A 15,058-nucleotide genomic window follows, 5' to 3' on the forward strand; every position below is an offset into this window, starting at 1 on the left:
GCAGCAATAACCAGGGTGGTACCGCGATAACATCGTCCCTGATAATTCAGGGGCGTTTTTTGTGTTTGTTTTTACAAAAGCAATGTTTACCAACCGGGGCTAATCGCACCGGACCATTAATAATTAATTGGGGGCAGTCCGTATGAAAGCCAGTGAAATCCGTTCCAAATGGATAGAGTTTTTTGCAAGTAAAGGTCACAAAATCGAGCCAAGCGCATCGCTCGTACCTCACAACGATCCATCCCTTCTATGGATCAATGCGGGAATGGCACCGCTTAAGCCGTATTTTGACGGACGTGAGAAACCGGAGAATCCGCGTCTTGCGAACTCCCAAAAATGTATTCGTACCAACGATATCGAGAATGTCGGCAAAACACGCCGTCACCATACGTTCTTCGAAATGCTGGGTAACTTCTCCATTGGAGATTACTTCAAAGAAGAAACCATTACTTGGGCATGGGAATTCCTGACAAGCAAGGAATGGATCGGATTCGATCCAGAGCGCCTGTCAGTAACAGTTTATCCGGAAGACGAAGAGGCTTTCAAACTGTGGAACGAAAAAGTGGGATTGCCAGCAGAGCGCATCATCAAACTGGATGAGAACTTCTGGGATATCGGTGAAGGCCCATGCGGACCTTGTACCGAAATATTCTATGACCGCGGTGAAGCCTACGGCAATGACATGAACGATCCGGAAATGTACCCGGGCGGGGAAAACGAGCGTTACCTTGAAGTATGGAACCTGGTATTCTCCCAGTTCAATCACAACAAGGATGGCAGCTATACGCCGCTTCCTAACAAAAACATTGATACAGGTGCTGGTTTGGAGCGTTTTGCGTCCATTCTGCAGAATGTGGATTCCAACTTTGACACAGACCTGTTCCAGCCGATGATTCAAAGAACAGCGGCACTTGCCGGTGTGAAATACAACGACAGTGTGGAGATTGATGTAGCGCTGAAAGTTATTGCTGACCATATCCGTACCGTTGCTTTTGCAGTAGGAGATGGCGTTCTGCCAAGTAATGAAGGACGTGGATACGTTATCCGCCGCTTGCTGCGCCGTGCTGTACGCTACGGAAAAGTTCTCGGATTGGACCGTCCATTCCTCTATGAACTGACAACAACCGTTGGAGAAGTCATGGGCGTATACTACCCAGAGGTGGTAGACAAGCAGGAGTTTATCGCGAAGGTCATCAAAACCGAAGAAGAACGGTTCCACGAAACACTTAGTGACGGTTTGGCGATTCTGGCAGACATCAGTGCTGCAGCCAAATCCGAAGGTCGTACGGTAATCAGTGGTCCGGAAGCATTCAAATTGTATGACACATATGGATTCCCGTTTGACCTTACTGAAGATTATGCGGCAGAGCATGGCTTGACTGTTGATCGTGAAGGTTTCGATGCATCCATGCAGGAACAGCGTGATCGTGCGCGTGCAGGCCGTCAGGAAAGCGAAAGCATGAAGGTTCAAGGTGGACCACTTGCCGATCTGGAGGTTAAAAGCGAGTTTGTTGGTTATACTGACCTGTTGACGGAAGCAAAAGTGGTTGCCATCGTTGCAGGCGATGCCCTTGTCGATTCAGTAAGCGAGGGACAAACCTGTCAGGTCATCCTCGACAAAACTCCGTTCTATGCAGAGAGCGGCGGACAAGTCAGCGATCAGGGCCTGCTGCGCGGTGCAGGCGTTACTGCCAAAGTACAAGGACTGTTCAAAGCTCCGCAAGGACAGCACGTACACATGGTAAGCGTAGAGTCGGGCGAATTGCGTGTAGGTGATGTGATTCAAGCGGAAGTGGATGCGTCCAAGCGTGGAGATATTATCAAAAACCATACAGCTACCCATTTGCTGCACAAGGCGCTTAAGGATGTGCTGGGTACGCATGTCAATCAGGCAGGTTCCCTTGTGGAGCCGCAGCGCCTGCGGTTTGACTTCTCTCACTTCGGCAGCATTACGCCGGAAGAATTGACAGAGATTGAACGTCAGGTGAATGAGCAGATCTGGAATCGCCTGAATGTGAACATCGAATTGAAGGCCATTGATGAAGCCAAAGAAATGGGCGCAATGGCATTGTTCGGTGAAAAATATGGAGATATTGTACGTGTCGTACAAATCGGTGACTACAGTTTGGAACTTTGTGGCGGCTGTCACGTAAACAATACATCAGAGATTGGCATGTTCAAACTTGTCAGCGAGAGCGGCATTGGTTCCGGTGTACGCCGGATCGAGGCTGTAACAGGTCGTGGTGCGTACCTCTTCGTTGAAAGTCAGCTGGAGCTGCTCAACCAATCCGCAGCCCTGCTCAAAGCCAATGTTGCAGATGTGCCTAAACGGATCGAAGGTCTGAACCAACAGCTGAAAGAAGCTGCGAGAGAAACAGAATCGCTGCAAAGCAAGCTGAGTGCCATGGAAGCAGGCTCGTTGACGGATCAAGTGGTACAGGTAGGAGATACACAAGTGCTTGCAGCCCGTGTGGACGCGCCGAACATGGATGCCCTGCGTACCGTTGCCGACGAATTGAAAGTGAAGCTGCCTGATGCTGTGCTCGTTCTGGGTGCTCCTGCAGATGGTAAAGTAAACTTCGTGGTTGCTGTTCCTGCTGAGAAAGTGAAGCAGGGTCTTCATGCCGGTAAAATCGTCAAGGAAGTCGCAGCAGTATGCGGCGGTGGCGGCGGCGGACGTCCAGACATGGCACAAGCCGGAGGCAAGGATGCGTCCAAGCTGGATGAAGCGCTGAAACTGGCCGTTTCACTCATCGGTTAGCATATTGCATAAATCCAATAAGCGGCTTTCGATGGCCAAAATATAGCTCGAAATGGTTCTATTCGGCTATATTTTGTTCCCGGGAGCGAGTGGAATCGAATTATGCAGCATGCTGAAGTCAATAACGGACAAGCAAAAAACACAATTGCATTCTCCTTTATTTACTCGTGGCAGTCAGAATATGTTATTATATAAGCAGAAATCAATTCGGCAGGACATGGTCCCCATGTTCATGCAGGAGCGAGGTGTCATCAATGGACTCCATGGATAAGACGGTTAAATTTAATGTGAAAGCTGACGAGCAGGAAGCATCCTCCAAAGAGATTCTTCTCACGGTGTATGATGCACTGGTGGATAAGGAGTATAATCCAATCAACCAGATTGTCGGGTATCTCATTTCGGGAGACCCTGCATACATTCCTCGTCATAACAACGCACGCAGTCTGGTCCGGAAAAAGGAGCGCGACGAGCTGATTGAAGAGCTTGTACGTTCCTACCTGGCCAATCACCGGTAATGTATACCGCTTCCGCTGTGATGCAGCCATGCATGCAGCGGGAAATGAACCGACAGAAGACAGCCTGAAGCTTGAGAAGGGAAGGAACTTATCTTCCCGCACGGGCTTGAGGATGGGAGAGCATGGATGAAAATATTAGGTTTGGACTATGGGGACCGAAGAATCGGAGTTGCCGTTAGTGACGCCTTCGGTTGGACTGCCCAGGGATTAGAAGTGCTTGAACGCCGCCGGGATGAAGGTGAGTTCGGTCGCATTGCTGAACTTGTGCGTGAGCACGAAATCAGCGAGATCGTTGTTGGGCTCCCCAAAAACATGAACGGCACCGTAGGGCCGCGTGGTGAAATTTGCATTGCTTTTGCCGAACGCCTGCGGGGCGAACTGAATTTACCTGTTCACCTTTGGGATGAACGGCTGACAACCATGGCAGCAGAACGAACGCTGATTGAAGCGGATGTCAGTCGGAAAAAACGCAAGCAGGTTGTGGACAAAATGGCCGCAAGCTTGATTTTGCAAAATTATTTGGATGCGAACAGTAAAAGGTGAGGGGGATCAACAATGGCTGAAGATCGACTGGGTATGGAAGAAGAATCGGAGATTATTTACATCGCGGATGACGAGGGCAATGAAGAAGAATTCGAAGTCATCATGAAGTTTGAAGTGGATGGGTCGGAGGCCAAGTATATGATGGTTGCTCCGGTTGAACCTGAAGATGGCGAAACGGATGTATATGCATTCCGTTACGAAGAAGATGGCGACGATATTAAACTTTTCGTCATCCAAGATGATGCCGAATGGGATATTGTCGAGGAGACGTTTAATACATTTTTAGCTGAAGATGAAGAGGAAGCGAACTAAATGACGGAATATAGCCGCAAAGACCTGAAATGGACAGATTCACTGCGTCTGGCATTCGGTGCTCATGTTGAGCTCGAGGAAGAGAACGGTAAATCGCAACCGTATGACTTGTTGGCTGAGTTTGAAGTGCATGGTCAACAGTACGCGGTACTCCGCAGTTCATTGCGTCCTTATGACGAGGTTGAACTTCTGCGGGTATTGCCGGGAAGCGAAGACCAGATCATGCCGGAGTTAGTTACGATTGATGATGACGATGAATGGGAGAACATCTCGGAATTGTACGATGAGTGTACCCTCCCTATTGACGAAGATTAACCAGCTTCAAATTGAAGAAACCGGAAGGGCGGAGAAGTCCGCTCTTTTTGGTTGTGTAAAGGAGTTGTGTCTTTTTTGAAAGGGAAAGCCATAATAGTCGTTCTGCTTATCATTGTGATTGCAGCTGGAGGAGCGGGTGCTGCGGTCTGGAACATGATGCGTCCCGTTGCGGCTTCGACAGATCCAGTCGTATTCGAGATCAAAAGCGGATCAGGGACATCCCAAATTGCCGATCAGCTGGAACAAGAGGGACTGATTCGAAGCGGTTTAGCCTTCAAGGGATATTTGAAATGGAAGAAGCAAGGATCGAGTTTTATGGCAGGTACATATTCGATGAATCCTGGCGTGTCATACGATGAGATTATTAGCAAGCTGAACAGCGGTGAAGTGGTACCCGAAGAAATGGTAAAATTTACGATTCCTGAAGGATATACCGTGCTGCAAATGGCGGATAAATTGTCTGCAGAAGGTGTCGTAGATCGTGAGGAATTCATCAAGCTGGCGAATGATCCGTCTTCTTTTGATGTCGATATCATTAAGGACATTCCTGTGGATGAAGAACTTCGTTACGTCCTGGAGGGATATTTGTTCCCTGAGACCTATGAGCTCAAAAAGGGCAGCTCCACCCATGACGTCATGCAGCGAATGCTTGAAGAATTTCAGACCAAAATCAATACCATACCGGATATGGAATCCAAACTGAAAGCCCGCAATCTTTCTTTGCATGAGCTGCTTACGATCGCTTCCCTTGTGGAGCGAGAAGTTGTGGTGGATGAGGAACGTGCGCTGGTTGCAGGTGTTATTGATAACCGGATCAAGCAGGACATGAAGCTGGAGATTGATGCGACCGTTCAATATTTGCTGGACAAGCCCAAGGCACGATTGTTGTTCAAAGACTTGAAGGTGCAAAGTCCATACAATTCATATCTGAACAAGGGACTGCCGCCAGGGCCGATTGCAAGCCCGAGTTTGGAATCCATTGAGGCGGCTCTGGCACCGGAAGCTTCAGACTACCTGTTCTATGTTACGAAGAAGGATGGCTCATCCGGGCACCTGTTTGCCAAAACGTATAAGGAACATCAGCAAAATATAGCCAAAAGTAAGGCTGCGCAATAAGCGGAGGGGATGTATATGAGTAAGAAACATGAACTGCTGGTTACGGCAGCAAATGTAAATGAAGCAGAAGTACTGCTACAGGCCGGAGCAGATGCCTTGTTAATTGGGGATGATCGCTTCGGCATGCGTTTACCTGGCAGTTTCACTGTGGAAGAGACAGCTGAAGTGGTTGCCCTTGCTGCCAAACATCAGGCTCGTGTCTATGTATCCATGAATAACTTGATGTCCAACGAGCTGTTGAAGGAGCTGCCTGAATATGTTCAGGCTCTGGGCAGCATTGGGGTTCATGCCGTGGAATTTAACGATCCATCCGTGCTGGCTGCGATTAAGGAGTATGCTCCCCATATCCAGCTGCACTGGAATGCGGAGATGACTTCAACGAACTACGCAACGGCCAACTATTGGGGCAATAAAGGTGCCAGTCGCGTTGTACTCGCCAGAGAGCTGAATATGGATGAGCTGACGGAGATGGTTCCTTTTCTAAAGGTTGAAGCTCAGGTCCAGGTGCATGGCATGACGAATATTTACCATTCCAAACGCAGTCTGGTCCAAAGTTATATGGCTCATCAGGGGCGCCCGGTAGAGGGGAACCTTGGTAAAGAACGCGGATTATTTCTGATTGAGGCAGAACGCCGGGATGAGAAGTTCCCGATTTATGAAGATGTCAACGGTACGCACATTATGAGCTCTGAAGATATTTGCATTTTGGAGGATCTACATCTGTTGATGGAGGCAGGTGTTCATAGCTTCAAGATTGAAGGTATTCTCAAACCGCTGGTTTATAATGAGGCTGTTGTCCGGGCATACCGGAGAGCTATTGATTGTTATGCAGCAGATGCGGATGCATATGCTTTTTCGGATGAGTGGCTGGATGAGGTCCGCCAATTGCAGGATCCTGAACGGGAGCTGTCATTTGGCTTTTTCTACAAAGAACAGGTGTATTAATAGACGAGGTGAACGAAATGGAAACAGTGGCGGTACAGCGGAAGTTCTCGGGTAAACGTAACCGTCTGGACAAACCGGAGCTTCTTGCTCCGGCGGGTAATCTGGAAAAACTCAAATTTGCGATTCATTATGGCGCAGACGCTGTGTATATTGGCGGACAAGCCTATGGACTTCGTTCCAATGCGGACAACTTCAGCTTTGAAGAAATGCGTGAAGGTGTGGAATTTGCGAGTAAATACGGCGCCAAGGTATTTGTGGCTACCAATATCTATGCACACAATGAAGACATTGAAGGCATTGAGGCATATTTGCAAAACTTGTACAATGCGGGTATCGCAGCCGTAATCGTGGCAGACCCGGCGATTATTGAAGTCGCTCAGCGGGCTGTACCCGGCCTTGAGGTGCATCTAAGTACACAGCAGTCTACACTGAACTGGCAAGCCGTGAAGTTCTGGAAAGACGAGGGGCTCCCGCGTGTGGTTCTGGGGCGTGAAACCAGCTTCGAGGAGATCGAAGAGATCAAGGCGAATGTCGATATCGAGATTGAAGCCTTCATTCATGGGGCAATGTGTTCCTCCTATTCCGGACGCTGTGTACTCTCCAATCACTTTACAGATCGGGATTCCAACCGGGGGGGCTGCTGCCAATCCTGCCGCTGGAAATATGATTTGTTTGAAGATGCCAGAGAAGACGCGGTGTGGGTAAGCGAGGAAGAAATGCAGATGCAGGCTCCGGCACCCTTCAAGCTGGGAGAAAACCAGCTGCCCCTGTTCCAGGAACAGGATAATTCGTTCTCTATGGGATCGAAAGATCTGTGCATGATCGGCCATATTCCCGAGTTGATTGATGTGGGTGTGGATAGCTTCAAAATTGAAGGTCGCATGAAGTCGATCCACTATGTGGCTACTGTCGTGAACGTGTATCGTCAAGCAATCGATGCTTACATGGCTGATCCGGAAAACTATGTGTTGAAGCCGGAATGGGTCGAAGAGATGAACAAGGCTGCCAACCGTCCGTTAAACACCGGATTTTTCTACGATACACCGGATCATGAGGATCACATCTATGAGCCGGAAGAAAAAGCAGTTCCTTATGATTTCGCCGGATTGGTTATGGACTATGATGCAGCTACAGGAATGGCTACCATTCAGCAGCGGAATCATTTCAAGCCTGGACAAGAAATTGAATTTTTCGGTCCAAACGGCACCTTTTTCAAACAGGTTGTAGGTGAAATTCAGGATGAAGAAGGCAATGTATTGGACGCAGCACGACACCCATTGCAGTTGATCAAAATGAAGGTAGACCAGCCTGTATCGTATTTTGATATGATGAGAAAAAAGAAATAGGTTAAATGACCTATCAACAACAAAATTGTGTTATGAATTAACAATATGTTGTTATGAATCGAATGATTTAGCCCTCCGTATATCGGTATATGGGGGGCTTTTTTTTATAGAAAAATAGGAAAAAAGTTGCAAAATATTTTTTAAAAACAAAAGGGGAAAGGGGAAAACTGTCGAATATTACATATTTATAGGGGAGAGAAAGAAAAACAACTAGCAAACTGGCAGGTGAATGGGATTGGTTCAAAAGAAGCAGAAGGACAGTGGGGAAAAGGTGAAGAAACCAGTGAAGGAAAAAAAACCGAGAGAGCAAAAGTTTAAGAAAATGAGCTTCTTTAAAAGCAAGACGGAAAAACCATCGAACAAGAAGCCATTTAAGCTGGATTGGAAAAAGATCCAGTGGAATAAGATGGGAGGGACAACGTTAACTCAGGTCAGGAAGGCAAATCCGGTTAAATCGGTAGGGGTCAAACTATTCTTAATCTTTTTTGCGGGGATTATGATTTTTGTTATTAGTTTGGGTCTATTATCCTATTCGAAAGCCAAAAACACCATTGAGGAAAATGCCTCCCGGGCAAACCAGGAAACGATTGATCAAACCAAAGAAAAAATGGATATCATCCTGGAGCGTTTTGTGGATACGTCAACCCAGATCTTCTTTGATCCGGAAATGCAATCCTTGTTGCAAAACATGTCTAATAAGGATCTGACGGCATATGACATGTTCATCAATTCAAGCTCCATCAATAAACAGCTATCCAATGTTGCTTTTACAAATAAATCTATGGAAGCGATTTATCTGGTACCAACGGACGAAAACAAGTCCACCATGGGAACGGGCAGCAGCAGTGCTTCCATGGGTGATATTCGCAGTGAAGCTTGGTATGACGAAATAGTACAATCCGGTGGATATCGCTGGCTTCCAACAGAAATTAAAGAAGACGGAAGTGCGCCAACGTTCCGAATTGCCCGTTCCATGAAAAACCTGCAGGGGACGAACCAATCTTATGTCCTGGTGATTGAGTTGAAACTGGAAGTTTTGGAAGAACAGTTGAAATCGCTTAATCTGGGAGAGGGAGCTGTAATTCAGCTCATTGCTCCGGATAAAAAAGTTGTTGCCTCAACGATTGCTGACCGCACAGGTAAGGAGACTGAGCTCGCGTTTTACGGAGATTTGACTGAACAGACGGGCAGTACCAATGCAGAGTATGCGGTTGATGGGAAATCTACCGATATGCTTGTGGTTTACAGTACGATGGAAACGTCGGATTGGAAATTGATTGGAATGGTACCTACTTCAATGCTGGTGAAGGATGCCAAAGGCATTTTGACACTGACCTTGTGGATGGCATTGGTCGATGCGGCAATTGCGGTACTGATTGGGGTATGGATGGTACGTATGATTGCCCGTCCACTGGGCAGATTGAAGGACCTCATGCAGGAAGGTGCCAAAGGAAATCTGAAGGTACGTACACCGTTTACCTCCAAGGATGAGATTGGTCAATTGTCAGCAGCCTTCAATCTGATGATGGAACAGATCACGAAGCTGGTTGAGCAAACAAATCGTTCCGCACAGGAGGTGCTGGATACCGCTTCCGAGCTAAGCAATGCATCCAAGAAGACAGCTATTTCTGCATCGGAGATTGCAGTAGCCACGGAAGAGATTGCCGGTGGTGCAAGCAGCCTGGCTACGGAAGCCGAGCGTGGTAATGAGTTGACCGATAATATCTCACGTCAGATGCAGAGCGTTGTTGCCGCGAACGAGGAGATGGGGCAATCCGCCCGTCATGTCGAGCAGTCCAGTGAGACAGGCACACAGCACTTGAATCAGTTAATGATGAAGACACAGAAGACCGAAGAGATGATCGGTGCTCTGGTGAACAAGGTGGACTCCCTGAAAGAGAGTACATCTTCCGTTCTGAAGGTTCTGGATGTGCTGCAGAATATTACGAAGCAGACGAATATTCTGTCACTGAATGCTACCATTGAAGCGGCACGTGCCGGTGCAGCCGGACGCGGATTCATGGTTGTTGCTGGTGAGGTTCGTCAACTCGCCGAGCAATCCAGACAGTCCATTGACATGGTGGGCGAGATTACCGATAAAATCATGCATGAGATGAACGAAACGGTGGCCGCATTGTCCAATGTCAATCCTTTATTCCGGGAGCAAATGGATGCCGTTAAAGATACCAATGTGATCTTTGCTTCGGTTCAACAGCAGATGGGGGCATTTGTAGAGAAGCTGGGCATGGTAACGGACTCCATCGGGGATCTGAGCAAGTCTCAAGGTACATTGTCTGAGGCGATGAGTAATGTAAGCGCAGTTGCCGAGGAATCCTCTGCAACCTCCGAAGAAGTGGCTTCCTTGAGCAGCGAGCAGCAGAATATCAGCAACCAGTTGGTGAACTTGTCCGACAAGCTGGAGAATGTATCCACTGAACTGAAAAATACGCTGTCACGCTTTACGGTATAATCAAATACAAAAATCGTGAAATCTTCAACAAACCTGTTCCGTTTCTGGAGCAGGTTTGTTGCTGTTTTCCGGATAATTCCAGATGCGAAGAAGCATACTATGCAGAAAAAGGAAGAAGGGGGATAAGGAAGCATGCGTGTACAACTAAAAAGAAGAATTTATATGGGTTGTGTCTTCCTGACCGTCATTTTTGTAATCCTTATCCTTCGTCTCGGGTGGATTCAGATGGTTCAGGTGAATCGAGTCATGCCGGGATTTCAGCGAACGGTTCGTGAGATGTCTGTTTTGCAGCGTGAACGGGGCGTTATGCTTGATTCAGGCCGAGGACAAATCACAGATCGTAAGGGAAAATCACTGACAGGAAGCCTGCAGTGGGGAGTTGTGCTTTTTCCGCACTCTGGACATAGGCATGTCCAATCCCTGATGAATACGACAAACGTCAGATTGAAGCGGCTGGCAGCCATACTACATACGGATACAACACACCTAATGAAAGAGTGGGAGCAGGGAGACGCTCCTCATTTCTGGACAGCAGGCACGCATCAACCCATGGTATTGGACAAGGCCCAACTAGCAAAACTTCAGGAATTCGAAGGGGATGGAGCCAGTGTATACCCTGTGATGTCACGTTATGACAAGAGCCATACAGGAAGGCAATGGTTAGGTTACCTGGCTGAACAACCTGAAGTTCTGAGCGTGAGAGATCATCATACAGTTGAAGTAAAACAACCTTTTGCGCTGAAGTCGGGGGCAGCTGGACTGGAAAGGACGCTTGATCCCCTATTGATGGGCATGGGGCCAACCCTGCTGACTCGAATGGTTACTGGCACAGGAGAGATTATTCCCGAATACGAACCAAGGGTAATTGCCCCGAGAAACAGTCACTATCCTTTAAAGGTAGAGACTACAGTCGATTCAGACATACAGGAAGGAATAGAACAGATTGCAGAGGAAGCGGGTATGGAAGAGGGAGCGATTGTTGTATTGGATACGGCAAATGCAGATGTACGCGGAATGGTCTCAGTTCCATTTTATGATCCGCTGCATGTGGATCCGGCCAACTCCTCCTGGGCGAATCGGGCTGTACAGAGTGCTGTCCCCGGATCGATATTCAAAATAGTTACGGCGGCAGCGGCGCTGGAATCACAAGCTGTTTCAACCAAGGAAACCTTTCATTGTGGTGGAGAATGGGGAAAGTATGGGTTGTCCTGCTGGAAAGAACATGGACATGGTGATCTGAAACTGGAACAGGGCTTCGCTGAGTCCTGTAATATTGTTTTTGCCGAAACAGCCCGCCGTCTCAGTATGGAGCAATTGGAGCGAACTGCCGATGCTTTGGGCTTGGCAAGGACCATCGGCTGGGAGAAGAAGGATGTAGCCGGCATGCCGGTGCTGCGTCATTTTGATCACGAAGATGCAGGGCGTGTACGAACAACAACAGTCTCCTCGGAGGATGAAGGAGCCCGGGTTCAGACAGCCATTGGTCAGCGAGATACCCGCGTATCCCCGTTACAGGCGGCAAATCTGATTGTGACCCTGCTTCATGATGGCCGTGTTCACGCGCCGCGGCTTGTTCAGCGTATCCGATATGCTGATGGTGATGTGATGCTTGAGATACCTACGCAACATTCGCCTTCACAAGCCGGTCAGATCACTCCCGCAACCTCTCATCAGCTTCTTAGGTGGATGCGTAAGGTTGTAACGGATGGAACCGGAAAAACCCTGCAGCATGCACGGTGGCACGTTGCAGGGAAGTCGGGTACCGCTCAAGTGGAGCAGAGAGGACGGAAACGTAATCATCAATGGTTTATCGGATATGGCCCTGTAGAACAGCCACGATATGCGGTTGCGGTTCTGGTCCAGAATGTTACACCAGGCGGACATCACCAGGCTACAGATGTCTTTCGCCGTGTGATGGATTACTTGGCAGAATCTTCCTGATCTTCGGTCTGCACTGAAGCTTCGGCAGATGATTCTGTGTTCACGCCCGCGGCTTCACCCACAGGCGTATCCATAACTAATGGAGAAGAATCGAATTCATCCTTGGGCAGATGGATCCACCGCTGTAAATAGCCCTGCTGCAGCAGTTCCTTTAGCAAAATCAGCAGTACTGGAGATAGTACAACTCCGGCAATGCCGAATATGGAGAGTGAGATCAGCATAAATGAAAGCATCAGGTATGCGGAAGACACCCCGATCGAGTTGCCGGATATTTTCGGTTCAAGCAGCTGGCGTGTCAGCATTGTAATCACGAGAACGACGATTAAACCAATGGCCAAGCTGCTGTTCCCTACGATGAAGAGATAGACAATCCATGGGATAAATATAACCGGAACTCCCAGGAGAGGCACGAGATCAAATACTGCACAGACTGCAGCGATCGTAAAGGCATTATTGGTTCCAAGAATGAGCAGTCCAACATAGATCAATACAAAGGTGATTAGCATCATGATCATCTGTGCCTTCAAGTACGAACGAATGGTTTTGAAGACATGGTTGCGCATAAAAGCCAAAGCGAGCTTCAATGTTTTCGGTGTCTTGGCACGGGCAAACTTGCGCCAGGATTCAATCTCGATACTGAGAAAGAAGGCAAGAATGATTGCAATCCCAAAGTTTGTGATAAATGATGAAAATGAACTGAGAAATCCAATAATGAATTGTGCGCCACTGGTCACCCAGCTGGACAGGAAACCGGTAAGTGTTGCAAAATAATCGTTTATCTTCTCAATAATACCAGGAGGAAGTGCGTTCCACTTGTCCTGAAGAAAGTAGGCGAGATTGGTGAACTCGCTCTGCAGCAGCTCTACGTATCGAGGGAAGTTATCCTGCAGATTGGATATTTGAGAAATGATAATCAGACCCACGCCAAAAAAGGCAGCAACAATCAGTGCTAGAAAAAGCAAAACGGATATCGCCGCTCCCATTGTTTTGGGCAGTCCTCGGCGATGCAAAAAACGGGCCAGTGGTTCAATCATCCAGTATACGATAAATGAAAGAAACACAGGTGCAGCCAGTTGATACAATCGGCTAAAGCCATACATGACCAAATATACAGTTAACACAAGTAAAGCGATGTCAAAAACAGTACGTCCATATTTTCTATAAAGCGGCAGCATGGGCAGGGCTCCTTCATCCGTCATTCATTCCATTTATTGTACACGATTGACTTGTTTTTTGGAAAACAGGATTCAAGAAAAGTTTAAATTGTGATAAAATTAAAGGCGATTTATTTTCCATAGTACTTGGATGGGAGCAGTCATTCAGCAAGAGAAGTGGGGAATCAGAGCATGACAAATTTACTTCAGAGCCTATTTTTATGGGCATTGTACATTTCATCTTTTTATGCCTTTATTCCAAGTTTGATCAGCAGACTCTTTGGGTTGCGCGTGTTCAGGCGTGGTAAAAGCGATACACAGTTTGCGTTGACATTCGACGATGGTCCCGATCCGGTATATACGCCAAGGTTGCTCCAATTGCTGAAGCAATACGATGCCAAGGCGACTTTTTTTGTGGTTGGGGAGCATGCGGCCAGTCATCCGGAACTTATCCAGCACATTCATGAGCAAGGACATCTGATCGGAATCCATAACTATATCCACAAAACAAACTGGTTAATGCGGCCGCGTACGGTTAAAAACCAGATCCAGCGAACAGGTCAGATTATAGAGGAAGTCACGGGGGTAAGAACCTGTTATTACCGTCCGCCTTGGGGGATTATGAACCTGTTTGATTTTTTCAGCAGAAAGGATCGTCAGATTGTCCTGTGGTCCTCCATGTTCGAAGATTGGAGAAGTCGTGTCGGAGCGAAGAAACTGACGGAACGCATGCTGAAAGAGCTCAGAGGCGGAGAAGTCATGCTGCTGCATGACCGGGGCACCACGCTTGGGGCTGACGCACATGCACCCGAACAGATGCTTCAGGCACTGGAAGTGGTACTGCAAGAGGCCGATCGGCAGGGATTGCAAAGTGTACGCATCGATACCTTGATGGGAGGAGGCATTACAGTGAGTGAATCTCAGAAAACGAGTCAAGCTCAGACCGTATTATCCCCATGGAAACGAATTGTGGTTGCTTTATGGCTTGGCTGGGAGAAGCTGTTCCACTGGGTGTACCATCTCCGGACAGCTTCGCCGGAAGACCCGATGCTTCATTATCGATCCCGTGTATATCACGGTGCGTTGGTTGAAATGAGCAACGGGCAAGTCATCCGAAACGGCGACCCGGTTATTGAACTTCATTTTGATAATAAAAAATTATTCGAGCTCGGGATGACCTCGCGCTCCAGTATGCATCTGGCCATCCGCATGATTCGTGCCATGGAACAGCAGCTTCCCGATCTGGCTCGGCAGATTGCATCAAAACCTGAACTCCGTTCTGCCAAAGCACTGTACGGTGTAAGCATGATTAATCGGGGACCGGAGAAATTCGGATTTACCGTTAAGGATCTGCCGCCTGGACCCTTCAGTTCAGCTTCCAAGGTGTATCTCAAACTATTGCTCAGCGTAATTCATCCTTCAGGAACCAAGCGTCTAAAACAGCGATCCGAGCAATTGGTTCCGAAAATGATTGCCATGCCACTGGCTACATTAATGGAGCGTTACGGTCAACATGCTCTTGTGGCTGCAACAACGGAACAGATGCACACAGATTTGATTGAGGCCGAAACGGATGTAATGGCCGGTGCTGAGTTGAAAAACACACCAACAGGTTAGTAACAGGGATTATTTATATTTAA

The 15,058-nt window shown here is 47.8% G+C and carries 12 protein-coding genes; 11 read left to right on the top strand and 1 reads right to left on the bottom strand.

From position 1 onward, the window contains the following. The first annotated feature begins 142 nt into the window (after positions 1–142). The 10 genes from alaS to CHI14_RS16100 all read left to right on the top strand — a co-directional run bounded on the left by alaS (position 143) and on the right by CHI14_RS16100 (position 12,264). A complete protein-coding gene (alaS, locus tag CHI14_RS16055; protein ID WP_095289521.1) occupies positions 143–2,761 on the top strand; it encodes an alanine--tRNA ligase in 2,619 nt (872 codons plus the stop codon). 254 nt (positions 2,762–3,015) lie between these two features. Further along, positions 3,016–3,276 carry an IreB family regulatory phosphoprotein gene (locus tag CHI14_RS16060; protein ID WP_024633073.1) on the top strand — a complete coding sequence of 87 codons (261 nt, stop codon included), beginning with the start codon at positions 3,016–3,018 and terminating at the stop codon, positions 3,274–3,276. A gap of 126 nt (positions 3,277–3,402) precedes the next feature. Then, positions 3,403–3,819, top strand: coding sequence for a Holliday junction resolvase RuvX (gene ruvX, locus CHI14_RS16065; RefSeq protein WP_095289522.1), 417 nt, complete (start codon positions 3,403–3,405; stop codon positions 3,817–3,819). Between the two features lie 12 nt (positions 3,820–3,831). Continuing rightward, positions 3,832–4,131, top strand: a complete 300-nt coding sequence (locus tag CHI14_RS16070) for a DUF1292 domain-containing protein (protein WP_095289523.1) — start codon at positions 3,832–3,834, stop codon at positions 4,129–4,131. Then, positions 4,132–4,446, top strand: coding sequence for a DUF1292 domain-containing protein (locus tag CHI14_RS16075; protein WP_095289524.1), 315 nt, complete (start codon positions 4,132–4,134; stop codon positions 4,444–4,446). Between the two features lie 75 nt (positions 4,447–4,521). Continuing rightward, entirely contained in the window at positions 4,522–5,562 is a 1,041-nt protein-coding gene (gene mltG, locus CHI14_RS16080; protein WP_249281141.1) for an endolytic transglycosylase MltG, read from the top strand. 15 nt (positions 5,563–5,577) lie between these two features. Further along, positions 5,578–6,507 (top strand): peptidase U32 family protein, encoded by a 930-nt coding sequence (locus tag CHI14_RS16085; protein ID WP_095289525.1) that lies wholly within the window; start codon positions 5,578–5,580, stop codon positions 6,505–6,507. Positions 6,508–6,524: 17 nt separating this feature from the next. Continuing rightward, positions 6,525–7,853 (top strand): peptidase U32 family protein, encoded by a 1,329-nt coding sequence (locus tag CHI14_RS16090; protein WP_095289526.1) that lies wholly within the window; start codon positions 6,525–6,527, stop codon positions 7,851–7,853. Between the two features lie 229 nt (positions 7,854–8,082). After that, positions 8,083–10,323, top strand: a complete 2,241-nt coding sequence (locus tag CHI14_RS16095; RefSeq protein ID WP_249281142.1) for a methyl-accepting chemotaxis protein — start codon at positions 8,083–8,085, stop codon at positions 10,321–10,323. A gap of 132 nt (positions 10,324–10,455) precedes the next feature. Next, complete coding sequence (locus tag CHI14_RS16100) at positions 10,456–12,264, top strand: peptidoglycan D,D-transpeptidase FtsI family protein (RefSeq protein ID WP_249281143.1); 1,809 nt, start codon at positions 10,456–10,458, stop codon at positions 12,262–12,264. On the opposite strand, the gene CHI14_RS16105 is transcribed toward CHI14_RS16100, so the two are convergent. Then, positions 12,243–13,439 carry an AI-2E family transporter gene (locus tag CHI14_RS16105; protein ID WP_095289527.1) on the bottom strand — a complete coding sequence of 399 codons (1,197 nt, stop codon included), beginning with the start codon at positions 13,437–13,439 and terminating at the stop codon, positions 12,243–12,245. The genes CHI14_RS16100 and CHI14_RS16105 overlap by 22 nt on opposite strands. Before the next feature lie 171 nt (positions 13,440–13,610). Here CHI14_RS16105 and CHI14_RS16110 point away from each other — a divergent pair, with 171 nt between their 5' ends. Continuing rightward, positions 13,611–15,035: a polysaccharide deacetylase family protein gene (locus CHI14_RS16110; protein ID WP_095289528.1), complete on the top strand. Its 1,425-nt coding sequence runs from the start codon at positions 13,611–13,613 to the stop codon at positions 15,033–15,035. Positions 15,036–15,058 lie beyond the last annotated feature (23 nt).

Origin of the sequence: Paenibacillus sp. 7516, from assembly GCF_002272715.1 — a bacterium.
In the GTDB taxonomy this organism is placed as follows: Bacteria; Bacillota; Bacilli; order Paenibacillales; family Paenibacillaceae; genus Paenibacillus; species Paenibacillus illinoisensis_A.